At 62.8% G+C, this 23,472-nt stretch carries 21 protein-coding genes; 10 read left to right on the forward strand and 11 right to left on the reverse strand.

Features of this window, described 5'->3' with window-relative positions:
• Positions 1-12 precede the first annotated feature (12 nt).
• On the reverse strand, positions 13-1,848 hold the full coding sequence (locus NKI58_RS20690) for a monovalent cation:proton antiporter-2 (CPA2) family protein (protein WP_352636778.1): 1,836 nt from the start codon (positions 1,846-1,848) through the stop codon (positions 13-15).
• 229 nt (positions 1,849-2,077) lie between these two features.
• On the opposite strand from NKI58_RS20690, the gene NKI58_RS20695 reads away from it, so the two are divergent.
• Positions 2,078-2,344, forward strand: coding sequence for a hypothetical protein (locus NKI58_RS20695; protein ID WP_352568752.1), 267 nt, complete (start codon positions 2,078-2,080; stop codon positions 2,342-2,344).
• Between the two features lie 63 nt (positions 2,345-2,407).
• On the opposite strand, the gene NKI58_RS20700 is transcribed toward NKI58_RS20695, so the two are convergent.
• The 4 genes from NKI58_RS20700 to NKI58_RS20715 form a co-directional block, all read right to left on the reverse strand.
• Complete coding sequence (locus NKI58_RS20700) at positions 2,408-2,962, reverse strand: hypothetical protein (protein WP_352568751.1); 555 nt, start codon at positions 2,960-2,962, stop codon at positions 2,408-2,410.
• Positions 2,963-3,049: 87 nt separating this feature from the next.
• Positions 3,050-4,144: a YcjF family protein gene (locus NKI58_RS20705; protein ID WP_352568750.1), complete on the reverse strand. Its 1,095-nt coding sequence runs from the start codon at positions 4,142-4,144 to the stop codon at positions 3,050-3,052.
• Positions 4,141-5,619 carry a YcjX family GTP-binding protein gene (locus NKI58_RS20710; protein ID WP_352785286.1) on the reverse strand — a complete coding sequence of 493 codons (1,479 nt, stop codon included), beginning with the start codon at positions 5,617-5,619 and terminating at the stop codon, positions 4,141-4,143. Before NKI58_RS20710 ends, NKI58_RS20705 begins: the two co-directional genes overlap by 4 nt.
• Before the next feature lie 63 nt (positions 5,620-5,682).
• A complete protein-coding gene (locus tag NKI58_RS20715) occupies positions 5,683-6,186 on the reverse strand; it encodes a SixA phosphatase family protein (RefSeq protein ID WP_352568748.1) in 504 nt (167 codons plus the stop codon).
• A 260-nt stretch (positions 6,187-6,446) separates the two neighbouring features.
• Between NKI58_RS20715 and dksA the strand changes: the two genes are divergently transcribed.
• Complete coding sequence (dksA, locus tag NKI58_RS20720; protein ID WP_023674847.1) at positions 6,447-6,863, forward strand: RNA polymerase-binding protein DksA; 417 nt, start codon at positions 6,447-6,449, stop codon at positions 6,861-6,863.
• Between the two features lie 83 nt (positions 6,864-6,946).
• Here dksA and NKI58_RS20725 read toward each other — a convergent pair whose 3' ends face one another.
• Positions 6,947-7,699 (reverse strand): hypothetical protein, encoded by a 753-nt coding sequence (locus NKI58_RS20725; protein WP_352785283.1) that lies wholly within the window; start codon positions 7,697-7,699, stop codon positions 6,947-6,949.
• Positions 7,700-7,902: 203 nt separating this feature from the next.
• On the opposite strand from NKI58_RS20725, the gene cckA reads away from it, so the two are divergent.
• Both cckA and NKI58_RS20735 read left to right on the forward strand, forming a co-directional pair.
• Positions 7,903-10,476: a cell cycle histidine kinase CckA gene (cckA, locus tag NKI58_RS20730; protein ID WP_023674849.1), complete on the forward strand. Its 2,574-nt coding sequence runs from the start codon at positions 7,903-7,905 to the stop codon at positions 10,474-10,476.
• 82 nt (positions 10,477-10,558) lie between these two features.
• A complete protein-coding gene (locus NKI58_RS20735; protein ID WP_023674850.1) occupies positions 10,559-11,269 on the forward strand; it encodes a purine-nucleoside phosphorylase in 711 nt (236 codons plus the stop codon).
• Positions 11,270-11,315: 46 nt separating this feature from the next.
• Here the strand turns inward: NKI58_RS20735 and NKI58_RS20740 are convergent, their stop codons facing one another.
• Positions 11,316-11,711 (reverse strand): hypothetical protein, encoded by a 396-nt coding sequence (locus tag NKI58_RS20740; RefSeq protein ID WP_023674851.1) that lies wholly within the window; start codon positions 11,709-11,711, stop codon positions 11,316-11,318.
• A 301-nt stretch (positions 11,712-12,012) separates the two neighbouring features.
• On the opposite strand from NKI58_RS20740, the gene urtA reads away from it, so the two are divergent.
• The 6 genes from urtA (at position 12,013) to NKI58_RS20770 (ending at position 18,202) form a co-directional block, all read left to right on the forward strand.
• Positions 12,013-13,323 (forward strand): urea ABC transporter substrate-binding protein, encoded by a 1,311-nt coding sequence (gene urtA, locus NKI58_RS20745; RefSeq protein WP_023674852.1) that lies wholly within the window; start codon positions 12,013-12,015, stop codon positions 13,321-13,323.
• Between the two features lie 100 nt (positions 13,324-13,423).
• Complete coding sequence (gene urtB / locus NKI58_RS20750; protein WP_352622616.1) at positions 13,424-15,040, forward strand: urea ABC transporter permease subunit UrtB; 1,617 nt, start codon at positions 13,424-13,426, stop codon at positions 15,038-15,040.
• Complete coding sequence (gene urtC, locus NKI58_RS20755) at positions 15,037-16,269, forward strand: urea ABC transporter permease subunit UrtC (protein WP_352622614.1); 1,233 nt, start codon at positions 15,037-15,039, stop codon at positions 16,267-16,269. The genes urtB and urtC overlap by 4 nt, the downstream gene beginning before the upstream one ends.
• Before the next feature lie 7 nt (positions 16,270-16,276).
• Positions 16,277-17,023 (forward strand): urea ABC transporter ATP-binding protein UrtD, encoded by a 747-nt coding sequence (gene urtD / locus NKI58_RS20760; protein ID WP_023674855.1) that lies wholly within the window; start codon positions 16,277-16,279, stop codon positions 17,021-17,023.
• A gap of 70 nt (positions 17,024-17,093) precedes the next feature.
• A complete protein-coding gene (urtE, locus tag NKI58_RS20765) occupies positions 17,094-17,789 on the forward strand; it encodes an urea ABC transporter ATP-binding subunit UrtE (RefSeq protein ID WP_126041867.1) in 696 nt (231 codons plus the stop codon).
• 212 nt (positions 17,790-18,001) lie between these two features.
• On the forward strand, positions 18,002-18,202 hold the full coding sequence (locus NKI58_RS20770; RefSeq protein WP_023674857.1) for a hypothetical protein: 201 nt from the start codon (positions 18,002-18,004) through the stop codon (positions 18,200-18,202).
• 46 nt (positions 18,203-18,248) lie between these two features.
• Here the strand turns inward: NKI58_RS20770 and NKI58_RS20775 are convergent, their stop codons facing one another.
• Genes NKI58_RS20775 through uvrA form a run of 4 tightly spaced genes read right to left on the reverse strand, consistent with a single transcriptional unit; the run spans position 18,249 to position 22,882 of the window.
• Positions 18,249-19,055: a DUF72 domain-containing protein gene (locus NKI58_RS20775; protein ID WP_352593525.1), complete on the reverse strand. Its 807-nt coding sequence runs from the start codon at positions 19,053-19,055 to the stop codon at positions 18,249-18,251.
• Positions 19,056-19,083: 28 nt separating this feature from the next.
• On the reverse strand, positions 19,084-19,554 hold the full coding sequence (locus NKI58_RS20780) for a GNAT family N-acetyltransferase (RefSeq protein ID WP_352593522.1): 471 nt from the start codon (positions 19,552-19,554) through the stop codon (positions 19,084-19,086).
• Positions 19,551-19,961 (reverse strand): DUF302 domain-containing protein, encoded by a 411-nt coding sequence (locus tag NKI58_RS20785; protein WP_352593519.1) that lies wholly within the window; start codon positions 19,959-19,961, stop codon positions 19,551-19,553. The genes NKI58_RS20780 and NKI58_RS20785 overlap by 4 nt, the downstream gene beginning before the upstream one ends.
• Entirely contained in the window at positions 19,961-22,882 is a 2,922-nt protein-coding gene (gene uvrA / locus NKI58_RS20790) for an excinuclease ABC subunit UvrA (RefSeq protein ID WP_352593516.1), read from the reverse strand. The genes NKI58_RS20785 and uvrA overlap by 1 nt, the downstream gene beginning before the upstream one ends.
• Between the last annotated feature and the right edge of the window lie 590 nt (positions 22,883-23,472).

The following is a 23,472-nucleotide window of genomic DNA, read 5'->3' on the forward strand; positions in this document are numbered from 1 at the left end:
TCTTTCCAACGTTTAATCGGCCGGTTCGGATTTCTGCAGCACGCCGGCGGTCTCCTCGTTGAGCGCCTGGCCCACGCGCCGTGGCGTGCTGAGCGGCGTCGGGATGGGGGTGCCGATATTGCCTTTGAGGAAGCGCCGCCCGGCGCGGATGCCTTCTGCCTGTTGAAGTTCGAAACGGGCAGCATCGCGGCGGCGGACGTCCTCGACTACCTCGGCGACCTCTTCCGGATCGACGCCGAGAGCTTCCAGTGTCGAGCCGCCGAAGACAAGCGCCGATTCGAACGTCTCGCGGAGCTGATAGTCGACGCCGGCACGAATGAGCTGCAACGCCGTGCCGCGGTCGAAAGCCCGCGCCAGCACCGTCAGCAACGGAAACTCCGCCTTGATGAGCTCGGCGATGCGCACGGCGGCATCGGGCTTGTCAACGCAGATCAGCACGGCGCGTGCGCGCCCGGCTCCCGCGGCACGCAGGATGTCCAGCCGCGTGCCGTCGCCGTAATAGACCTTGAAGCCGAAATCGGCCGCTGCCTGGATCATCTCGACCTCATTGTCGATGATCGAGACGTCGATGCCGCGCAACAAAAGCGGCTGGCTGGCGATCTGGCCGAACCGGCCAAAGCCGATGATCAGCACGCTGCCGGTCAGGCCGTCGGCGACATCGACGCCTTCAAGCGATTGCTCGTCGCGTGGCGTCAGATACCGCAATGCTATGATCGCTAAGGGCGTCAGCACCATGGAAATGATGACGATGGCGGTCAGCATCGCATTGGCCTGGCTATCGATGATACCGACAGCCGCCGCTGCGGAATAGAGGACGAAGGCGAATTCGCCGCCTTGCGCCATGAAGACCGCGCGCTCGAGCGCTTCCCGGTGGCCGGTTTTGAGAATGCGGGCGACGATATAGATGCCGATCGCCTTCATCATCATGTAGGCGACGACATAGATGGCAATGAGCTGCCAGTTGACGACGACCACATGCAGGTCGAGCGACATGCCGACGGCGAGGAAGAACAGCCCGAGCAGAATGCCGCGGAACGGTTCGATGTCGGCCTCCAGCTGATGGCGGAAGGTCGATTCCGACAAAAGCACGCCGGCCAGGAAGGCGCCCATGGCCATCGACAGGCCGGAAAGCTGCATGGCGAGCGCCGACCCGAGCACGACCAGAAGGGCGGCTGCGGTCATCACCTCACGGGCGCGCGCATCCGCCAGGATACGGAAGAACGGATTGAGCAGATAGCGTCCTGCAAGCACCAGCCCGACGATCGCGGCAAGGCCGATGCCGACCTCCGTCAACCGATCCGACAGGCTCATATCGGCGCCGCCCGGCGCGAGGAAGGCGATCAGCGCCAGCAATGGCACGATGGCCAGGTCTTCCAAAAGCAGGACCGAGACGATGCGCTGGCCCTTGGGCGTGGCCAGTTCGCCGCGTTCTTCCAGCAATTGCATGACGATTGCCGTCGAGGTGAGTACGAAACCGGCGCCGGCGACGAAGGATTGCGCGATCGGGAAACCTCCCGCAAGGCCGACGCCGGTCAGCAGGACCGCGCAGACGCCGACCTGCAGCGCGCCAAGCCCGAAAATCTCGCGGCGCAGGCCCCATAGCCGTGACGGCTGCATCTCCAGCCCGATGATGAACAGGAACAGGACGACGCCGAGTTCGGCGACATGAAGAATGGCTTCCGATTCGGAAAAGATGCGCAGCCCGAACGGACCGATCACGACGCCGGCCGTCAAATAGCCGAGGATGGAGCCAAGTCCCAAACGCCTGAAGATCGGCACCGCAACGACGCCGGCGGCGAGCAGCGCCACCACCTGGATCAGATCGCCGTTCGATGCCTCTGCCGCCATGCCTGCCGTTCCGCTCTCTTGCAACAAGCGGCCAAGATAGGGGCTTCGGGGCGGATCGAACAGTGCGAATCCGGCGCGTTGTGAAGGCGATATTGCAGGCGCACTGAACAGGATAATGGGCTCCCGCGCGTTGCTTGTTCCAGCAATCCGGCGCTAAGGACGCCCGGCTTCGGCCAGTGAAGGGCGAGCGACGATCAAGTCGCGGCCCTTTTTTGAGGAGATGACTGACATGAAGACGTTTTTGCTGCTTGCCGTTGGCATCGCGGCACTTGCCGGTTCTGCCTGTTCGAAGGCGCCGGAGTGCACGACCGAGATGCTGACCAAGAAGGCCCAGGACATGACTGCGGCACTTCAGGCTGCGATTACCAAAAATCCGGCCAAGGCAGCCGACCTCGGGGCCAAGGTCCAGGCGGTCACAACCAAATATCAGAGCGGCACGACAGCGGCTGAGGCCTGCAAGGCCTATGACGAAGTGATTGCCGCGATCAAGGACTGAGCGCCCATTTGCATGTCAAAGAGGGCGGCGCCGTTTGTCTGCCGCCTTTTTTCATGCCGGGGCTCAGTTCGGAGAGATGGAGCCAACTTCTACCGTATCGACCCGCTTCAACTTCATGCCGATGACCGGGACCAGCTGCTGGTCGACGCGCACGGCAACGGTCACCGTCATCGAATTGTCGTCGGGGACAAGCGCCTGCATCACGCCGCGCAACTGATTGCGATTGATGGTGAAAACCACCTTGTGCACATCGACGACATTGCCGCCGATAATGTCGAGGCCGGAGCCGGCGGCCCCGCCCATAAAGCTGCCCTTGTAGCCCTGCCGGCCCTTGTGTTCGATCGTTGCCGACATCTGCTGGGTGAACATGCCTACCCGGCAGCCGCCGTCGAGCGACATGCCGACCTTGCCGTCAGGCGTCGAGCCGATGAAGCTGCAGGTGAATTTCGTGCCCTTGTATTTGCCGGCAACGATTTCCCCGGGGCCGACCCATTTGCCTTCGACCGATCGAAAGAACTGCTTGTCCGGTTCCGCCGCCGAGGTCTTTCCGGCAATGCCGACGGTTGAGACAAGCGCGAGCGCCACGGGCAGCCCGCTGGACAGAATAACGCTTTTCATCGACGACACCCGGCAACAAAGAGACTGGTTTGGACGCTTCCGACCATGGACAAGATTGGTTAATGCTTTGTCACCCCAAGGCAATAGTCACGTTCCGGAAGCGGATGTTTCTTTTTCTTTCTTTGCTGCAAAGGAGGTCAGCGCGGAGAGGAAATCGCCCAATCCGGGCCGCCTGACCGCGTAAAAGGGCAGGGGCCTTGCGGTTTCCATCGCTGCAATGCCGATGCGCGCAGTCATCATGCCGTTGACGACGCCTTCGCCGAGCTTGGCCGAGAGCCGGGCGGCAAGGCCGTGGCCGACGATCTGCTGGACGAAACTGTCGCCGACGGCGATCGACCCGGTGACCGCGAGATGGGCCAGAACGCTGCGCGCCAGGCGAAAAAAGCCAAGCGTGCCGGGGCGGCCGCCATAAAGCTCCGACAGCCGGCGAATCAACCGGCCGGCTTCGAACACGACATAAGCGACGTCGACCAGCGCGCGGGGGCTGACCGCGGTCACCAGGGAGACGCGCTTCGCCGCTTCGAGGATCATCACCCTGGCGCGGGCATCGAGCGGGCCGAGTATCTCGATCTCGGCCAGCCGTACCAGATTGCCGCCGTCAATGATCTCGCCGCGCAATTCGGCCAGCGAGCGCCTGCCGGCCGCGGTTTCAGGCTTGGCCGAGACAAAGACCGACAACTCGTCGACCACGGCGCGGGCGGCCTTCGGATCGTCACGGGCAATCGCATCGAGCGCCCGCTTCTGCAACTTTTCGACCTCGGCAAGGCGGGCAATCGCCATGAATTCGCGCACGAGGATGATCAGAAGCGCCAGGATGGCGATCGCGGCCATAGCGGCAGCCAGCCAGCCCAGCCACTCGGCGCGCTCGAACAGGTCGCGAATCAGCTGGTCGGTCCAGAGGCCGACGGCGAACGAAACCAGAACGCCCAGCGCGCCGAAGAACAGGCTGCCAAGCGGCGAACGTTTTCGCGGCGCAATCGCCGGCGGCGGTTCGGCAGCGACGATATCAGCCTCGTCGAAGACGTCGATCTCCGCCGGTGTGACCACGGCAAGATCCGCCGTCACGGTACGCGGCTTTCGCGCCGGCGCGGCCTCGGACGCAGCATGGTGAGCCGTCGAATCTTCCTTCTGCTGGGGCTCCGGCTCTATGCGAAAGGCCGCCGGTCTGCGGGGCGCACTCATGCGAGATGATCTCCGATCAGGAACTGCAGCGCGCGGTCGAGCCTGATATGCGGCAGCGACAGCGTGACGCCCTCGGCGGTGCGCTCGAGTTTCGGCGGGCGAAAGCGCACGAAGCGGATCGCGGGGTCGTCATTGTTCTGCCGGCGGGCCGATTCGGAAACGTCGAATAACGCATCAACTTTCTCCGGCAAGTCCCCGGGAAATATGGCTGTTTCGGTCTTTCCGTCAAAGGTTTCGCCGTTGATTTTTTCGCCGCGCAATGGCGTGCCGATAATGACCGGCAAAGTCTCGCGGCCCTGCTTGACCGTGCCTTCACGGGTCGCGCGCATGGCCGCCATGGCGACGACGTCGACGTCGGTGCCGGTGAAATTCGCCCGCGCCACGGCTCGGTCGGCTAGCCGCCGCACGATGGCCTGCAGGCGGTCGTGGCTTTCGTGGTGCAGATGGTCGGCCTTGGTCGCGGCCACCAATATGCGGTCGATACGCCTCGAAAACAGGTCGGTCAGGAAGTTGCCCCGGCCGGGCCGGAAACAGGACAGGATTTCGGTGACCGCGCGCTCCAGATCGGCCATCGCACCGGGGCCGGCATTCAATGCCTGCAATGCGTCGATGAGCACGATCTGGCGGTCGAGACGCGTGATGTGTTCGCGAAAGAACGGTTTGACGACATGCGTCTTGTAAGCCTCGTAGCGCCGCTCCATCATAGCCTGCAGCGATCCCGAGCGGGCGCGCCGGCCGCCCAGATTCGGCAGCGGCGCGAAGGTGAGAGCGGGCGAGCCTTCAAGATCGCCGGGCATCAGGAAGCGGCCGGGCGGCAAGGTCGAAAGCGCCCGCTCGTCGAGTTTGCAGGCCTTGAGATAGGCCGCGAAGCTCTCAGCGAGACGGCGCGCCGTCATCTCGTCGGCCTCGGCGTTGGGGTCGACCGGATTGGAGAGCGCCCGCCATTCCCGCGAAAGGTCGACACGCACCGGCAACACGGCCATCTCGAAGGCCTCACGCGAAAAATCGGCGTAGGACTTGCCGAGCAGCGGCAGGTCGAGCAGCCATTCGCCGGGATAATCGACGATGTCGACCGACAATTTGCCGGCGGAAAACATGCGGCTCCAGCCAGAGGCCGATTCGTATTCGATGGTGAGCCTCAGTTCGGAAATCGCACGCGTCGAATCCGGCCAGATGCGGTCGTCGACAAGAGCTGCGATGTGATCCTCGTACAGGAAGCGTGGTACCGCGTCGTCCGGCTGCTCTTCGAGAAAAGCCCGGGCGATGCGCCCAGATTTTTGTGCCTCAAACAGCGGCAAGCGTCCGCCATGGACCAGATTGTGCACAAGGGCCGAGATGAACACCGTCTTGCCGGCGCGGGACAGCCCGGTCACGCCAAGACGCAGCGACGGAGCGAAAAGCCCGGCAGCGCGGCCTGACAACGTATCCAAGGCAATCTTCGCCTCGTCGGTGAAAGTCGTCAGCGATGATGCCAAAATCTGTTCTCGCGGGCCGGTCAGGATCCGATATAGGCTTTGATGGGCGGCTTTGAAATGGCCTCAGATATCGGCAGGCGTCAGGAAGGCTTCGAGATAGCCGGCGCCCGGCGCAGCCTCGGCAAGACTGCCGTAGAACCGGACCACCGCAAGTGCGGAGGTCGGGAAGCCGTGGTTCAGCATGGCCCGCGCGGTCTCGTCGCCGTCGCCTGAGAGCGCCATGGCGAGATCCTCGATCATCGGATTGTGGCCGATGACGAGCAGGGCCTCCAGCCCGCCATTCTGCCGGATGGCAGTGAGGTACGCGGCGGCATCGTCGCTGTAGAGGGTGTCACAGAACAGCACCCGGCCCGTGTCCGTATGGCCAGCCAAGCTTTCCAGCGTCTGGCGGGCGCGCTTGGCGCTTGAGCAAAGGGTGCGGGCCGGTGCGTATTTGCGGGAACGCATCAGCACGCCCATCGCTTCGGCATCGGCGAAGCCGGATGGATCGAGCGGGCGGTCGAAGTCAGCCACGCCAGGCAGCGCCCAGCCGGCCTTCGCATGCCTCAGCAGGTAAAGTCTGGTCACCGGATCCCCGTTGTGCCGGGCACCGAACCCGTCAGCACGCCGCAGGATTTGCCATCAGAAGAGCTCCGTGCGCAATGGCAAGCGACCCTCAAGCATAGCGAATCATGTACGAATTCGGTCGTATTCTTCGCAAAAAGGGCATCGCCGATGGTGGTTTGTCCGAGACTAACAATTGCGTGAAACTGTCGTCGATTGACCTTGTGCAGCTTTCGGTCCGCGAATATATAGGCGCCAAATTTGGGGTTTGTTGGGTGAGTCGAATGAACGACATCGTTACCGCCGATTACGTACCCTCCGAAGACGAGCCGTTCATGAACGAGCGGCAGAAATCCTACTTTCGCATGAAGCTCGTCACCTGGAAGAACGACATCTTGCGCGAAGCGCGCGAAACTCTCGAAATCCTGCAGCAGGAAAACGCCAACCACCCCGACCTCGCCGATCGCGCCTCCTCGGAAACCGACCGCGCCATCGAACTTCGCGCCCGCGATCGCCAGCGAAAACTCATCTCCAAGATCGATTCGGCCCTCCAGCGCCTTGACGAAGGCACTTACGGTTATTGCGAGGAGACGGGCGAGCCGATCGCGCTGAAGCGGCTCGACGCGCGCCCGATCGCCACCTTGTCGATCGAGGCACAGGAGCGCCATGAGCGGCGCGAGAAGGTCTACCGCGACGACTGAGTCGCCGGGAAAAACAGCGGCATCGGTAAAGCGTTCAAAATGGCCGGTTTTCCGGCCATTTTCATTGGCCGTTCGCTATCGGCCTATCTTTTCTGATTGGACAACTCGCCGAGGAGCTTCGTCATCTCGTCGTCGAGAGAGGGCGACGCCTTCGCCACCGGCTTGCTCGGCGTTTGGCTGAAGCGTGGCTCGTCGAGGGAAACCTCCAGCTCCTTCATCAGCGCATCGTCAATCGACTCGTGCTGTGCCGGCGGCTCGTATCTTGCCGGGGGGTCCTGCCTTGCCGGCGGCTGCGCATGCCGCGAGGCATTGGCGTTGACGGATCCATAACTTGGCAACGGCGTGACGTTCGATGCCGGTTTCGGCGCCGGCGCCGGCATTGTTGCCGGCATCGTCGCCGTCTGGCCGGCTCGGACAGGGGTCGCGGTTACGCCTGCCGGCTGCGGTGGCGCTTGCCTCGCCGGCGCGGCTGTGATCGAAGCCGACCTTGCTGCCGGCTGGTGGCCGTTGTCTCCGGTCAATGCCGGGCGCCGCAGCGCCGAGAGCCTGATGTCGCGCTCGACGACGACGTCGGTCGGACCACCGATCAAGAGCAGGTGCTCGATATCGTCGCGGCGCACCAGCACCAGCCGCCGGTGACTGTCGACCGCTGTGGCATCCATGACAGCCAGCCGCGTCTTGCGGTTCCTGCCGCCGGCGACGAATGTCCCGAACGTCAGGCTGCGGACCAGCCTGATGATAAGAAGAATGATGAGCAGAAGGACAAGTACTGCAAACGTCCATAGGATTGCTGCGGCATAACCAGGACCCGCCACGCCATCCAGCCATTGCAGCATTGGTTCCCCCAAAATCAGCTTTCGAAGAGAGGCGACACTAGACTGTTGCGGCAGGCCACCGCAAGTTGCCTTTCACGCTTCGTGAACAGCTTGAAACGCCGGGAGCCGAACGGCGTCATTTTTAACGGACATCTGCAGCCGGGCCTTTTCCCAACCCTGAGAATATGATTCAACCGACACCGGAATTCACGAGCAGGGGGCACATGGCCAAGGAAGCGCGCGGCGATTTCTATCCGGTACCTATCGTCGACCAGAACACGCGGCCGGGAGCGGTCACCCGGCTCATCGTCTTCATCGTCGTCCTGACTGGGGCAGCGATCGTCTTCGGCCTTTTCCGCGAGCGCCTTGGCGATCCATTCCTGCTCGGCATGCTTGGAGTGCTGGCGATGATCGGCGTCGGCTTTCTATTCGCCACTGCGATCGGCTTCGTGCACATCACGCCGCGCTCGACAAGCGACGAACTGTCGAAAGCTTTCGTCGATTCGATGTCGCAAGGTCTCCTGGTCACCGACACCAAAGGCCGTATCATCTACGCCAACCGGACCTATGCCGATATGACGGGTGCCGAGTCGGCCGCCGACCTCAAGACCGTCGAAGGTTTGCTTTCAGACGTTCCCGAGGCCTCGGTGACCATATACCGGCTGGCGTCCGGCCTGCGTGATGGCCAGCCTGGCGACGGCGAGTTTCGGCTCGCGCAGTCCATTCGGCCAGGCGCCGAACCGGGCGCTCGCTGGTACCGCGTTCGGGCCCGCGCCTTCAGCGTTCCCGGCCAGCGGCTGCCCATGCTTGCCTGGCAGCTTGCCGACATCTCGCAGGAACGGGCCGAGCAGGAGCGGTTCTTTCTCGACCTGCAAAAGGCGATCGATCACCTCGACCATGCGCCGGCCGGTTTCTTTTCGGCCGACCAGGAAGGCCGCGTCACCTATATCAACGCGACCCTTGCGGAGTGGCTGGGCATCGACCTGGCCAGCTTCACTCCCGGCGCCATCACGCTGCCGGAGATCGTCGCCGGCGACGGCATGGCGCTGGTCCGTTCGGTCAAGGCCGACGCTGGTACCACGCGCAATGCCGTTATCGACCTCGATCTGACGACGATGACCGGCGAGGCGCTGCCGGTGCGCTTCATGCATCGTGTCTCGGCCAGCCGAGAGGGGCTCAACGGCCCGACTCGCACCATCGTGCTCAACCGGACGCAAGGCGAGGACGCTTCGGCCGACCTCCGCGCATCGGAAATACGCTTCACGCGGTTCTTCAACTCGACGCCGATGGCGATAGCCGGCGTCGACCATGCCGGCCGCATCCTGCGCACCAATGCGCCGTTCCTGTCGCTGTTTTCCTCGGTCGTCGACCGCGATGCGGTCGATCGGCGTGTGCGGCTGGATACGGTGATCCACGAGCGCGACCGGCCGGCTTTCGCCGCGGCCTTTGAAAAGGCACGCCAGCAACAGGCTGACATCGAGCCGATCGATACGGTGCTGCCCGGCAATGAGGAGCGCCACATACGCTTCTACGTCAACGCGGTCGCAGACGGTACCGGTGGCGAGGGCGCCGAGGAATCGGCCATCGTCTATGCCGTGGAGACCACTGAGCAAAAGGCCCTCGAGGGCCAGATGGCGCAGAGCCAGAAGATGCAGGCGGTCGGCCAACTCGCCGGCGGCATCGCGCATGATTTCAACAATGTGCTGACCGCCATCATCATGGCCTCGGACCTGCTTTTGACCAACCACCGGCCGTCCGATCCGTCGTTCCCGGACATCATGAACATCAAGCAGAATGCCAACCGGGCGGCCTCGCTGGTGCGGCAGTTGCTGGCCTTCTCGCGCAAGCAGACGCTGCGGCCGGAGGTGCTCAACCTGACCGACGTGCTCGCAGATCTAAGGATGCTGCTTGCCCGGCTGGTCGGCAACGACATCAAGCTCAAAATCGACCATGGCCGCGACCTGTGGCCGGTCAGGGTCGATATCGGGCAATTCGAGCAAGTGGTGGTCAATCTGGCGGTCAATGCACGCGATGCGATGCCGGCCGGCGGCGAGCTCACCGTACGCACCCGCAACGTCAGCGCCGGAGAGTGCAAGACCTTTTCCTACCGCGAACTTACTCCGGCCGACTATGTGCTGGTCGAGGTCGAGGACAGCGGCAGCGGCATCGCGCCTGATGTGCTGAAAAAGATCTTCGAGCCCTTCTTCACGACAAAGGAGGTTGGCAAGGGAACCGGCCTCGGCCTGTCCATGGTCTATGGCATCATCAAGCAAACAGGCGGCTTCATCTTCTGCGATTCCGAAGTCGGCAAGGGATCCGTGTTCCGCATCTTCCTGCCGCGGCACATTGCGGAGGCAAGGAAGGCGGGCGAGGCTGGAGAAGTGCCGGCCGCCCCTGCCAAGATCGCCGACTCAGCCAAGGATCTGTCGGGCTCGGCCACGGTGCTGCTGGTCGAGGACGAGGACGCCGTGCGCATGGGCGGCATGCGGGCGCTGAAATCGCGCGGCTACACCGTCCACGAGGCGTCGTCGGGCGTCGAGGCGCTTGAAGTCTACGAAGCGCTCGGCGGCAAGGTCGACGTCGTGGTGTCGGACGTGGTGATGCCGGAAATGGATGGCCCGACGCTGCTTGGCGAATTGCGCAAACGGCAGCCCGACATCAAGTTTATCTTCGTGTCCGGCTATGCCGAAGACGCGTTCGCCAAGAACTTGCCGGCCGACGCGCATTTCGGCTTCTTGCCGAAGCCGTTTTCGCTCAAGCAATTGGCCACGATCGTAAAGGACATGCTGGAATCCTGACCCTTCCAACGCTCCGCTTGCGCAATGTCGTGAGACTGCCATGATTGCAGGCGAAACGGGCGACGGGTTTTGGAAGCATGCCGTGACGCCACACAACGAGGCTAGCAAAGGCGACTACGCAAGCACGGTGCTGCTGCCGGGCGACCCGCAGCGCGCTGAATGGATGGCGGAGACCTTTCTGGAAGCGTCGCGCTGCGTCAACCGCCGCCGCGGCGCGCTCGGCTTTACCGGGTTGTTTCGCGGCAAGCCTGTCAGCGTCCAGTCCACCGGCATCGGCGTCCCGTCATTCCTGGTCTACGTGCACGAGCTGCTGGATTTCTACGGTGCGAAAACGTTGATCCGCACCGGCACCTGCGGCGGCCTGACCGCCGAGATGGCGCTGCGCAGCCTGGTGATCGCACAATCGGTGCGCGGCGAAAATGCGGAGAGCGGCCAGGTTTTTGGTCTCTATCGTGCCGATGCCGGCCCCGATCCTGCATTGTTGGCCCAGGCGTTGGCCCGGGCTTCGGAACTCGGGATCGACCATCGGGCCGGGCTGACGATCTGCAGCGACATTTTTTATCATCCGCTGGGGCGCGAACGCTTTGCCGAAGCACAGGCACAGGGGGCGCTCGCCGTGGATATGGAAACCAGCGCACTCTACCGCATTGCGGCCGATTTCGGCGCCCGGGCGCTGTCGATCCTGACCGTCGTCGACAATGTGGCAACCGGCGAGCAGACCGACTATTCCGAACGCCAGGGCCTTTTCACCGATATGACCCGGCTGGCGCTCGACATGGCGGCGGAGAGCTAGGCGGCTTCTACTTCGGAGTACGGAACCTCGCCAGGTTCCGTACTTTTCAACGCTTCGTGCAGGTCGAGGCGGTAAAGGCGCCGTCTGGCTGCTTCATGATGATATCGAAGGACGGGGTGGTTCCGCTTTCCAGCGTCGCCTGCGTAAGCGAGATCGAATTGCCGCCACTGGTGTAGCCGCCCAGCGGACCCAGCCAGGTGATCACGCCGTCTGCATCCATCTGGTAATTGTAGCTTTGCGGCGCGATGCCGAAGCTCACCGGACCGCTATAGACGTTTCCCTTGATGGTGATGTCGCCGAGGCTGAGGAACATGCCAAGCAGATAGACTTCGCAATGATAGGAGCCGTCCGGCAGCTTGCCGTCGCTGAAGCCGGCGCGCGCTACGGTCGTCGCCGCCAGCAGAAGCATGGCGGTGAAAATGCAAGAAGCTCTGAAGGCCATGGAGTCCCCCGTTAAGGGTTCGAACTTGCCTCATTTCGCTGCGGCGCTGCAATCCTCGCCAGCGCTCATATGATGCTGCTCAAAATTCGGGCATTGGCCTATATGTGAGTAAAACTTAGGCTGATACGAGTGATCTTTTCTCATTTCAAACCTGGCAGGGGAGGTTCATCTCCTGCGGCTAATACATTAACCGACTGACAGGGCTGGGAAATCTCAAACACTCCGATCTTTCGCCGGTGATTGGCACAGCCGTTGCATGGTCCTGTTCCGATGCAGTTAACCAGCTTGGGAGTTTAAAAGTATGAGGGGCAGTTTCTCGACAATAACAAAAATGTTTTCGGCCGGCGTGGTCACCGCCGGCCTGCTGATGAGCATTCCCGCCAGGGCGGCCGACGACACCATCAAGGTCGGCATCCTCCATTCGCTGTCGGGAACCATGGCGATCTCGGAGACGACGCTGAAGGACGCCATGCTGATGCTCATCGAAGAGCAGAATGCCAAGGGCGGCCTGCTCGGCAAGAAGCTCGAGGCGGTGGTCGTCGATCCGGCTTCCAACTGGCCGCTGTTCGCAGAAAAAGCGCGCGAGCTGATCTCGAAGGACAAGGTCGCCGCGGTGTTCGGCTGCTGGACCTCGGTGTCGCGCAAATCGGTGCTGCCGGTGTTCAGCGAGCTCGACAACATCCTGTTCTACCCCGTCCAGTACGAAGGCGAGGAAAGCGAGCGCAACGTGTTCTACACCGGTGCGGCGCCGAACCAGCAGGCCATTCCGGCCGTCGATTATCTGATGAGCGAGGATGGCGGTTCGGTGAAGCGCTGGGTGCTCGAAGGCACCGACTACGTCTACCCGCGCACCACCAACAAGATCCTCGAAGCCTACCTGAAGGCGAAAGGCGTTGCCGCCGAAGACATCATGGTCAACTACACGCCGTTCGGCTTCTCCGACTGGCAGACCGAAGTCTCGGCGATCAAGAAATTCGGTTCGGCCGGCAAGAAGACCGCTGTCGTCTCGACCGTCAACGGTGACGCCAATGTGCCGTTCTACAAGGAACTCGGCAACCAGGGCATCAAGGCCGAGGACATTCCGGTCATGGCCTTCTCGGTTGGTGAGGAAGAGCTTGCCGGTCTCGACACCGCGCCGCTGGTCGGCCATCTCGCCGCCTGGAATTATTTTGAGAGCGTCGACACGCCCGAGAACGCGAAGTTCATCGCCGACTGGCACAAATTCATCAAGAACGACAAGCGCACCACCAACGACCCGATGGAAGCCCATTATATCGGCTTCAACATGTGGGTGAAGGCGGTCGAGAAGGCCGGCACCACCGATCCGGACAAGGTCATCGACGCCATGGTCGGCGTCTCGGTGCCGAACCTGACCGGCGGTTATTCGACGATGATGCCGAACCATCACATCACCAAGCCGGTGCTGATCGGCGAAATCCAGGCCGACGGCCAGTTCGAAACCGTCTCGCAGACGCCGGGCCTGGTGATGGGCGACGAGTGGTCCGACTATCTGCCTGACTCCAAGGACCTGATCTCCGATTGGCGCGCGCCTCTGTCCTGCGGCAACTTCAACGTTGCCACCGGCAAATGCGGCGGCAAGGGAACCAACTGATCCTCCCGGTCTGTCCTCCCAGACCCGCAAGCCTCCGGGCAGGCTCCTCCTCCAGCCTGCCCGGAGGCGACATTCAATCTTCAAGAGCCACCAGAAACCAATGATCCTGATCCGCGCGATTGGCCTGATGCTGCTCCTTCTCCAGGGGACGCTGCTGCCGTCGAACGCCAGCGAAGCAGATCTGCGCGTGGTCATCGCCAAATTCGCCACCGCCGCCAATTTTCCGGCGATAGAAGCCGTGGTGCGGGAGCTTGCGGCTTCCGGCGATCCGGCCGTAGAACGGCCGCTTGCCGCGCTTGCGGAGGGCAGCCTTTACGTGCGCAAGGCCGATTCACTGGTCTTTGTCGGTAAGGAGAGCGGCGACGGCATCGAGCTGCTCGATGCGCTTACCGGCGAAAGATCGGGCGAAGCTGCCAAGGCCGACATCACCAAGATCAAGGTCAACAACACGCTGCGCCGCGTCATTCGCGATGCATTGGGCACGCTGACGCTTGGCTCAAAGGATCCGGCCGTGCGCATTGCCGCCGCCGACACCATGTTCAAAACGCCCGACGCGGCAAACATCGAGCCGCTCGACACCGCCATCGCTAATGAGAGCGTGGCAAGCGTCAAGGCGCTGCTAGAACAGGCCCGCGCCGCGTCGGTTCTCGTTTCCGACAGGCCGGAGGCCGACAAACTGGCGGCAATCGCGCTCATCGGTGCGCGCAGCGACCGCGATGCGGTGTCGCTGCTCACGTCGGTCGAGGCCAGTTCCGAAGGTGCGGTGAAAGACGCGGCGACGGCTGCGATCGCCAACATCAATTCGACGCTGGCGCTGTGGGATGCCGGCCAGAATATCTGGTACGGCATATCGCTTGGATCGGTGCTGCTGCTGGCGGCGATTGGCCTTGCCATCACTTTCGGCGTCATGGGCGTCATCAACATGGCGCATGGCGAGATGGTCATGCTCGGCGCCTACACGACCTTCGTCGTGCAGGAGGTTATCCGTAATTCCTTTCCCGGTCTGTTCGACTGGTCGCTGGTCATCGCCCTGCCGCTGGCCTTCCTGGTCGCGGCGCTCGTCGGCCTTGTCATCGAGCGCGGGCTGATCCGCTTCCTCTATGGACGGCCGCTGGAGACGCTGCTGGCGACATGGGGTGTGTCGCTGATCCTGCAGCAGGCCGTACGCACCATCTTCGGGCCGACCAACCAGGAGGTCGGCAACCCGTCCTGGATGTCCGGCTCGTTCAATATCGGCCAGCTTGCCGTGACCTGGAACCGGCTCTGGATCCTGGTATTCGCGCTCGGCGTGTTCGCGGTGCTGCTCTACGTGATGAAACGCACGCCTTGGGGGCTGCAGATGCGTGCCGTCACCGCCAATCGCCGCATGGCCGCCTCGATGGGCATCAGGACGCCTTGGGTCGATGCGCTAACGTTTGCACTCGGCTCCGGCATTGCCGGCATCGCCGGTGTCGCGCTCAGCCAGATCGACAACGTCTCGCCCAATCTCGGCCGCGGCTACATCATCGACAGCTTCATGGTCGTCGTTTTCGGCGGTGTCGGCAATCTTTGGGGCACGCTGGTCGGCGCTTTCTCGCTCGGCATCGTCAACAAGTTCCTCGAACCTTATGCCGGAGCAGTGCTCGGCAAGATCGTCGTTCTGGTGCTGATCATCCTGTTCATCCAGAAACGCCCGCGCGGCTTGTTTGCGCTCAAGGGCAGGTCGGTGGAAGCATGATCACGGGACGCTTCTTTGCCGCCGGCGCCGACCGCCGTGTCGCCATCACCATCTTCATCCTGCTGGCGGTCGCCATCATTGTGCCGCTGCTCAATCTTGCGGTCTCGCCGACAAGTGCGTTTTACGTGCCGTCCTATATCGTTGCGCTCACCGGCAAATACCTCTGCTACGCGCTGCTCGCCTTGGCGCTCGATCTCGTCTGGGGCTATTGCGGCATCCTCTCGCTCGGCCACGGCGCCTTCTTCGCGCTCGGCGGTTATGCGATGGGCATGTATCTGATGCGCCAGATCGGCTCGCGAGGCGTCTACGGCAATCCGCTGCTGCCGGATTTCATGGTGTTCCTTAACTACAAGGAATTGCCATGGTTCTGGTATGGTTTCGACCATTTCTGGTTTGCCGCGATCATGGTGCTTGCGGTGCCCGGCCTGCTCGCCTTCGTCTTCGGCTGGTTTGCCTTCCGCAGCCGCGTCACCGGCGTCTACCTGTCGATCATCACCCAGGCGATGACCTATGCGCTGCTGCTTGCGTTTTTCCGCAACGACATGGGTTTCGGCGGCAACAACGGCCTGACCGATTTCAAGGACATTCTAGGGTTCAACGTGCAGGCCGACATGACGCGGTCGGCGCTGTTCGCGGCCAGCGCCGTCATGCTGGCGTTTGCCGTCTTCGTCACCTGGGCAATCGTCGGTTCCAAGTACGGCAAGCTTTTGATGGCGGTGCGCGACGCCGAAAGCCGCACACGCTTCCTCGGCTGGCGGGCGGAGAACGTCAAACTGTTCGCATTCACCCTGTCGGCGGTGATGGCCGGCATCGCCGGTGCGCTTTACGTGCCGCAGGTCGGCATCATCAACCCTGGCGAATTCGAGCCGTCCAATTCGATCGAGGTGGTGGTGTGGGCGGCCGTCGGCGGGCGCGGCACCATCGTCGGGCCGATCATCGGCGCGCTTCTGGTCAATGCCGGTAAATCCTGGTTCACCGGCGTGCTGCCTGAATTCTGGCTGTTTGCGCTGGGCGGACTGTTTGTCGCCGTCACGCTGTTCCTGCCCAAGGGCATCATCGGCATGTGGGATTCCTGGCGCGGCAACGCCAAGGCGCTGCGGGCGGCCTCGGTTGCCGAGGAAGTCGGCATCGATCCCGATGCGCCGGTGCCGCCGAAAACCGACCGCTCGGCGGCGAGAAGGCCGGGCGACTGGTCGGCCTCCGGCGCCGAACCGCAGCCGGCGGAGTGATGGCCTGATGTCGAAGAGCAACACCATCCTCTATCTCGACGGCGTGTCGGTTTCCTTCGACGGGTTTCGCGCCATCAACAACCTTTCGCTGGTGCTCGACAAGGGCGAGATGCGGGCGATCATCGGCCCCAACGGCGCCGGAAAGACGACGATGATGGACATCGTCACCGGCAAGACGCGGCCCGACGCGGGTGAAGTTTTCTTCAACGGTGAGGTCGACCTGACCAAACACGACGAGGCCGAAATCGCCATGATGGGCATCGGCCGTAAATTCCAGAAGCCGACCGTCTTCGAAAGCCACACGATCGAGGACAATCTGATGCTGGCGCTGAAAGGCCCGCGCTCGATCTTCCCGGCACTGTTCCATCGTCGCTCGGCCGCGGACGTGCGGCAGATCGACGACATCCTCGGCATCATTCGGCTTGGCGACAAGCGTGACGAACTCGCCGCCAATCTGAGCCACGGCCAAAAGCAATGGCTCGAGATCGGCATGCTTCTGGCGCAGGATCCGAAGCTGCTGCTGGTCGACGAACCGGTTGCCGGCATGACCGACGCCGAGACCGAGGAAACCGCGCGGCTGCTCAGGGACATCGCGCGCGACCATTCTGTCATCGTCGTCGAGCACGACATGCATTTCGTGCGCGAGCTCGGCGTCAAGGTCACCTGCCTGCACGAAGGCTCGGTGCTTTCCGAGGGCAGTCTCGACTTCGTTTCGGCCGACGAGCGCGTCGTCGAAGTCTATCTGGGGAGATGAACATGGTCTGGCGCGTTCCGTTCCATCATTTCGACCTTTCGTTCTTCACGCGTTGGAGAAAACGCTGACCGTGCTCGAAGTCTCCAATGCCACGCTGCACTACGGGGCTGCCCAGGCGCTGCGCGGCGTCTCGCTGAAGGCCGGCGCCGGCAAGATCACCTGCGTGCTCGGCCGCAACGGCGTCGGCAAGACCAGTTTGATGAGATCGATCGTCGGCCATCACCGGCTGACGAGCGGAAGCGTTGCCTTCGAGGGGAAGGCGCTCGACCGGAGCGCGGCGTATGATCGCGCCCGGTCGGGCATCGCATTCGTGCCGCAGGGCAGGGAGATATTTCCGCTGCTTACGGTGCGGGAAAACCTCGAATCGGGTTTTGCGCCGTTGAAGCGCGCCGATCGCAACATTCCCGGTCACGTCTTCGAATTGTTTCCGGTGCTGAAGCAGATGCTCGCGCGCCGCGGCGGCGATCTTTCCGGCGGCCAGCAGCAGCAGCTTGCCATCGGCAGGGCGCTGGTGATGCGGCCGAAGCTGCTGGTGCTCGACGAGCCGACCGAAGGCATCCAGCCGTCGATCATCAAGGACATCGGCCGCGCCATCCGCTATCTGCGCGACCAGGCCGGTATCGCCGTGCTTCTGGTCGAACAATATCTCGACTTCTGCCGGGAATTGGCCGACGAGGTCAACATCATGGACCGCGGTCAGATCGTCCATACCGGCCCCGCCGAGGATCTCGACCGGGCGGACGTCCGCAAATTCCTGACTGTCTGAATTCTTATTGATTCCGTTACTTTGCAACTCTGGCGCGCTGCAGATTGCGTGCTAGATTTTGCTTGGCCTTGGTGAGTCGGCCGCTTTCCGTACCAGTTTCAACTTGGCAGATCAGGGGAAGGCGCGGCCCGCGTCGGCACGCTTGCGCGCAAGCCCTTCCAGCGATCTGTTGTCGTCCAACATTTCGGGTGCTTGGGAGCCAGGGCCAGTCAATGGAGCGCTATGTCGAGGACTACCAGAAACGACGGCTCACGGAGCGCGTCGATATCCTGACAGCCATCAACATTCTGAAATCGCAGGGGTATGACCACGACGAACTCATCGCGGAGATCACCAAGGTCTTCTATGTCGATCTCGATGCTTTCAACGAGATTGTCAGGGTTGATCGGCGTCCGGACGAGCGCGCCGCATAGCCGGTAATTGAGGACCCGGCCAGGCAGACCACCGACAGCGGGGGCGTCAGCCTGCGACCCGCTTCATCAGCGCGATGGCGCCGAATGGAGCGCGGACCTTGCCCTCGGTGATGAAGTAGACGAACACGTCGCGTGGCTTGACCGGCGCGTCGGTTGAAGGAGCGACACGCGGCAGGTCGGCCGGCACCTTGCCTTCCGCCCAGGTTTTTGCGCGCGCCGCCCATTCATCGAGCGCCTTTGGCGTGTAGCAATCGGGATTGTCGTCGCTGCCGGTCTGCAGCCGCGCATAGATGAAATCGCCGGTGACGTCGGCAATCCCCGGATATTTGGCGTGGTCGGCATAGACGATGGCGGCCTTGTGCTTTCGCGCCAAGGCGGCGAACTCCGGCACGACGAAGCTGTCGTTGCGCACCTCGACCGCATGGCGCAGCGCAACGCCGTCCTGCTTTTCCGGCAACAGCTTGAGGAAGGCCTCGAAATCGTCCGGGTCGAATTTCTTGGTCGGCGCGAACTGCCACAGGATCGGCCCGAGCTTGTCGCCAAGTGCCGCGACGCCCGACCCGAGGAAGCGCATGATCGATTCCCCGGCCTCGCCGAGCACGCGGCGGTTGGTGACGAAGCGGTTGCCCTTCAGCGAATAGACGAAACCATCCGGCGCCTCGTTGGCCCATTTGACGAAGGTCGGCTCCTTGAAGCTCGAATAATAGGTGCCGTTGACCTCGATAGTGAGCACCTGCCGGCTGGCATAATGCAGTTGCTTGGCCTTCGACAATTTGTCCGGGTAGAAGGACGTGTCCCACGGCTCGAAGGTCCAGCCGCCCATGCCGGCGCGGATTGTTCCTGATTGAGTCATGGTCGTCCTCCCGGTTTGCAGAAAAGGATCACGCGATGGCGGTCGTCTCGACGGCTTTCGCCATGTCGACGATCGTCCATCCTGGCCGATATGGATTGGGCCGGCGACCCGTTTCGCGAAAGCCGTAGGCCTTATACAACGAAACGTTCCGTTCCATTCTGGCATTGGTGTAGAGTCGGATTTCCGGCAAGCTCCACAAGCGCGTCTGTTGCTCGGCCCAGTCGAGCAGCCCGATGCCGAAACCCTTGCCCTGAAAGGCGGGCGCAACGGCGACGCTGAAGATCATTGTATGGTCCGCATGTCGTTCGAGAACGATCAAGCCGGCCGGCTGTCCGTCCTGCTCCGAAAGCCAGACCTCGCCGCGTTCTATGCGCGGCGCATAGTCCTCGGTGACGGGGATCGGCGGTGCGCCGAGCAGGGCAGTGTAGGGCGCGTAGGCGTCGGTGGTGAGCGAGATCACCATGGGGAGATCATCGGCCCGAGCGGCTCTCATGATCAAAACTGGCCCGCGCCGGCAGCGGCCGCAATCACCTTGTCCATGCCGGCCGCTATCGCGGCGACGGCATTGCGACTGGCGTCGCCCAAGCCGTGGCGCTCGGCGAGCCAGTGCGCGTCATTGTAGGAGAGCCAGACCTTGCCTTGCTCGTCCTCCCAGGCCAGTGCCTTGACCGGCAGATCGATGCCGGCAAGCTGCCGGTCCTGCATCAGCGGCGTGCCGCCTTTCGGGTTGCCAAAAATCAGAAGCTGGGTCGGACGCAGAGAAGCTTCGACACTGCGCGCACCGGCGGCGTGGTCAATGCGGGCGAAGACCAGCAATCCTGCACGTTCCACAGTCCCGACCAGGCGATCGATCGTTTCGGCCACGCCGAAGCGGCTTTGGACCGTGATGAGACCGTTCTTTGCCATCACTCCGCCGCTTCGCGCTTGCCTCCGGGGCGCCGCTCCAGCAATTCCCTCAGGAACTGCCCGGTATAGCTGCGTTTTTCGCGAACGATGTCCTCAGGCGTGCCGGACGCTACCAGCTCGCCGCCGCCGTCACCACCTTCGGGGCCAAGATCGAGCACCCAGTCAGCGGTCTTGATCACCTCTAGATTGTGCTCGATGACAACGACCGTGTTGCCCTGGTCGACCAGCTCGTGCAGCACTTCAAGCAGCTTGGCGACGTCGTGGAAATGCAGGCCGGTGGTTGGCTCATCGAGAATGTAGAGCGTCTTGCCGGTCGCCTTGCGCGACAGTTCCTTGGCAAGCTTGATGCGCTGCGCCTCGCCGCCCGACAAAGTCGTTGCCTGCTGGCCAACATGGATGTAGCCGAGGCCGACCCGTTTCAGCGTCTCCAGCTTGTCGCGCACACCGGGCACGGCGGCGAAGAAATCGACGCCTTCCTCGACCGTCATGTCGAGAACGTCGGCGATTGATTTGCCCTTGAACAGGACGTCGAGCGTCTCGCGGTTGTAGCGCTTGCCGTGGCAGACGTCGCAGGTGACGTAGACGTCGGGCAGGAAGTGCATCTCGATTTTGATGACGCCGTCGCCCTGGCAGGCCTCGCAGCGGCCGCCCTTGACGTTGAACGAGAAGCGGCCCGGCTGGTAGCCGCGCGCCTTGGCCTCCGGCAGGCCGGCGAACCAGTCGCGGATCGGCGTGAAGGCGCCGGTATAGGTGGCAGGGTTGGAGCGCGGGGTGCGCCCGATCGGCGACTGGTCGATATCGATGACCTTGTCGAGGAATTCCAGCCCCTCGATTCGGTCATGCTCGGCCGGATGCTCGCGCGAGCCCATGATGCGGCGCGACGCCGCCTTGAACAGGGTCTCGATCAGGAAGGTCGACTTGCCGCCGCCGGATACGCCGGTGACGGCGGTAAACGTGCCGAGCGGGATTTCGGCGGTGACGTTCTTCAGATTGTTGCCGCGCGCGCCGACGACCTTCAGCCGGCGGTTCTTCTTGGCCTCACGCCGCACTGCCGGCGTCGCCACTTCCAGCTCGCCCGACAGATATTTACCGGTGATCGAAGCGGGCGTCGCCATGATCTGCTGCGGCGTGCCCTGGGCGATGATGTGGCCGCCATGGATGCCGGCCGCCGGGCCGATATCGACGACGTAGTCGGCATGCAGGATGGCGTCCTCGTCATGCTCGACGACGATGACCGTGTTGCCGATGTCGCGCAGATGCTTCAGCGTGTCGAGCAGGCGGGCATTGTCGCGCTGGTGCAGGCCGATCGACGGCTCGTCGAGCACATAGAGCACGCCGGTCAGGCCGGAGCCGATCTGCGAAGCCAGCCGGATGCGCTGGCTCTCGCCGCCCGACAACGTGCCGGAGTTGCGCGACAGCGTCAGATAGTCGAGACCGACATCGTTGAGGAAGCGCAGCCGCTCGCGGATTTCCTTGAGCACGCGCACCGCGATCTCATTCTGCTTGTCGTTGAGCGATGCAGGCAGGTCGGTGAACCACTGGTCGGCCTTGCGGATCGACAGCTCGGTGACCTCGCCAATGTGCTTGCCGGCGATCTTGACCGCGAGCGCCTCGGGCTTCAGCCGATAGCCGCGGCAGGCCGGGCAGGGCGTGGCCGACATGAAGCGCTCGATCTCCTCGCGCATCCAGGCGGATTCGGTTTCCTTCCAGCGGCGCTCGAGGTTGGGGATGACGCCCTCGAAGGTTTTCGTCGTCTTGTAGGAGCGCAGGCCGTCATCGTAATGGAAGGTGATTTCGCGCTCGCCGGTGCCGTGCAGGACGGCTTGCTTTGCCTCCTCGCTCAAATCCTTGAACTTGTCGCCGAGCTTGAAGCCATAGGCAACGCCCAGCGCTTCCAGCGTCTGCGCATAGTAGGGCGAGCTCGACTTCGCCCAAGGGCTGACGGCGCCGGCGCGCAGCGAGACATTCTCGTCGGGCACGACCAGGCTGGCATCAATGGCGCGTTGGCTGCCGAGCCCGTCGCAGGTCGGGCAGGCGCCGAACGGATTGTTGAAGGAGAACAGCCTGGGCTCGATCTCGGGAATGGTGAAGCCGGACACCGGGCAGGCGAACTTTTCCGAGAACAGCATGCGTTCATGCGTCTCGTTCTTCGATTTGTTGACCGAATCCTCGCCGGTCTGGCTGGCGTCGAGCGGCTTGTCGGCAAATTCCGCCACCGCCAGCCCGTCGGCCAGCTTCAGCGCGGTCTCGATGGAATCGGCGAGCCGCGTCGCCAGATCGCCGCGCACGACGATGCGGTCGACGACGACGTCGATATCGTGCTTGTACTTCTTGTCCAGCGCCGGCACGTCGGCGATCTCATAGAAGACGCCATCGACTTTGACGCGCTGAAAACCCTTCTTCTGCAGCTCCAGCAGTTCCTTGCGGTACTCGCCTTTGCGGCCGCGCACCATCGGCGCCAGAATGAACAGCCGGGTGCCTTCCTCGACAGCAAGCACCCGGTCGACCATCTGCGAAACCGTCTGGCTCTCGATCGGCAGGCCGGTGGCCGGTGAATAGGGTACACCGACGCGGGCGAACAAAAGCCGCATATAATCGTAGATCTCGGTGACGGTGCCGACCGTCGAGCGCGGGTTCTTCGAGGTGGTCTTCTGCTCGATGGAGATGGCCGGCGACAGGCCGTCGATCTGGTCGACGTCAGGCTTCTGCATCATTTCGAGGAATTGCCGTGCATAGGCCGAAAGGCTCTCGACATAGCGGCGCTGGCCCTCGGCATAGATGGTGTCGAAGGCAAGCGATGACTTGCCGGACCCCGACAGGCCGGTCATGACGATCAGGCTGTCACGCGGCAGATCGAGATCGACATTCTTCAGATTGTGTTCGCGTGCCCCGCGAATGGAGAGATATTTATGGTCGGCCATCGCCGGTCGCCGCCTCAGAATCTGGAATTCGTGGGATGGGCGGGTTTTCCCGACCACCCCCTATGTAGGCAATTTCGCCGCCTTTTCGAGAGACGCCACAACTCTCGACCAAAGCGTTTAACCGCCTTTCGCGCGAACGGGCAAGCGGAAAGAACAAAGGCCGAACACGCTCCTGACAAAAGCTGCCCGTGGGGCCGGCTTCCCAAAACGTCTCGCGATCACATTTTTCGGTAATCGGCTATTCAAGGTTGACGTCCCTGCACCGTGGGGGCAGACTCCAGACGTCAACGAAGCCGGCCGTCTTTCGATGGCCTCGCGGCCTGGGGCTAGCCTGCGAGACGCCGCGGGTTATGCGATGAGCGCTTCGACGACGACAGTCGCAACCAACAGAAGGAGAGCAGAGGCATGACTCCACCGGATTGTTCGTTGAGGCTCCACGTGTCGCTGGAGCCGCGGCAGGTATAAGTGGCCAGGGTCAGGCGTTTTCGCTGCCCGCCAAACGGACCTGCTGATCCCCATAAAATCAGAGACTGCTAGTCGGATCGTCGGCTGAATGCCGCGAAGCATCCGAAATAAAATGCCGGCAGTAC

The sequence above is a fragment of the Mesorhizobium sp. M0522 genome (genome assembly GCF_040321085.1).
GTDB lineage: Bacteria > Pseudomonadota > Alphaproteobacteria > Rhizobiales > Rhizobiaceae > Mesorhizobium.

Excerpts from the sequence above, each read along its gene's own strand:
- NKI58_RS20690 (WP_352636778.1), bottom strand. The coding sequence starts at position 1,848 with ATGGCGGCAGAGGCATCGAACGGCGATCTGATCCAGGTGGTGGCGCTG.
- NKI58_RS20695 (WP_352568752.1), top strand. The coding sequence starts at position 2,078 with ATGAAGACGTTTTTGCTGCTTGCCGTTGGCATCGCGGCACTTGCCGGT.
- NKI58_RS20700 (WP_352568751.1), bottom strand. The coding sequence starts at position 2,962 with ATGAAAAGCGTTATTCTGTCCAGCGGGCTGCCCGTGGCGCTCGCGCTT.
- NKI58_RS20705 (WP_352568750.1), bottom strand. The coding sequence starts at position 4,144 with ATGAGTGCGCCCCGCAGACCGGCGGCCTTTCGCATAGAGCCGGAGCCC.
- dksA (WP_023674847.1), top strand. The coding sequence starts at position 6,447 with ATGAACGACATCGTTACCGCCGATTACGTACCCTCCGAAGACGAGCCG.
- NKI58_RS20725 (WP_352785283.1), bottom strand. The coding sequence starts at position 7,699 with ATGCTGCAATGGCTGGATGGCGTGGCGGGTCCTGGTTATGCCGCAGCA.
- cckA (WP_023674849.1), top strand. The coding sequence starts at position 7,903 with ATGGCCAAGGAAGCGCGCGGCGATTTCTATCCGGTACCTATCGTCGAC.
- NKI58_RS20740 (WP_023674851.1), bottom strand. The coding sequence starts at position 11,711 with ATGGCCTTCAGAGCTTCTTGCATTTTCACCGCCATGCTTCTGCTGGCG.
- urtA (WP_023674852.1), top strand. The coding sequence starts at position 12,013 with ATGAGGGGCAGTTTCTCGACAATAACAAAAATGTTTTCGGCCGGCGTG.
- urtB (WP_352622616.1), top strand. The coding sequence starts at position 13,424 with ATGATCCTGATCCGCGCGATTGGCCTGATGCTGCTCCTTCTCCAGGGG.
- urtC (WP_352622614.1), top strand. The coding sequence starts at position 15,037 with ATGATCACGGGACGCTTCTTTGCCGCCGGCGCCGACCGCCGTGTCGCC.
- urtD (WP_023674855.1), top strand. The coding sequence starts at position 16,277 with ATGTCGAAGAGCAACACCATCCTCTATCTCGACGGCGTGTCGGTTTCC.
- NKI58_RS20770 (WP_023674857.1), top strand. The coding sequence starts at position 18,002 with ATGGAGCGCTATGTCGAGGACTACCAGAAACGACGGCTCACGGAGCGC.
- NKI58_RS20775 (WP_352593525.1), bottom strand. The coding sequence starts at position 19,055 with ATGACTCAATCAGGAACAATCCGCGCCGGCATGGGCGGCTGGACCTTC.
- NKI58_RS20785 (WP_352593519.1), bottom strand. The coding sequence starts at position 19,961 with ATGGCAAAGAACGGTCTCATCACGGTCCAAAGCCGCTTCGGCGTGGCC.
- uvrA (WP_352593516.1), bottom strand. The coding sequence starts at position 22,882 with ATGGCCGACCATAAATATCTCTCCATTCGCGGGGCACGCGAACACAAT.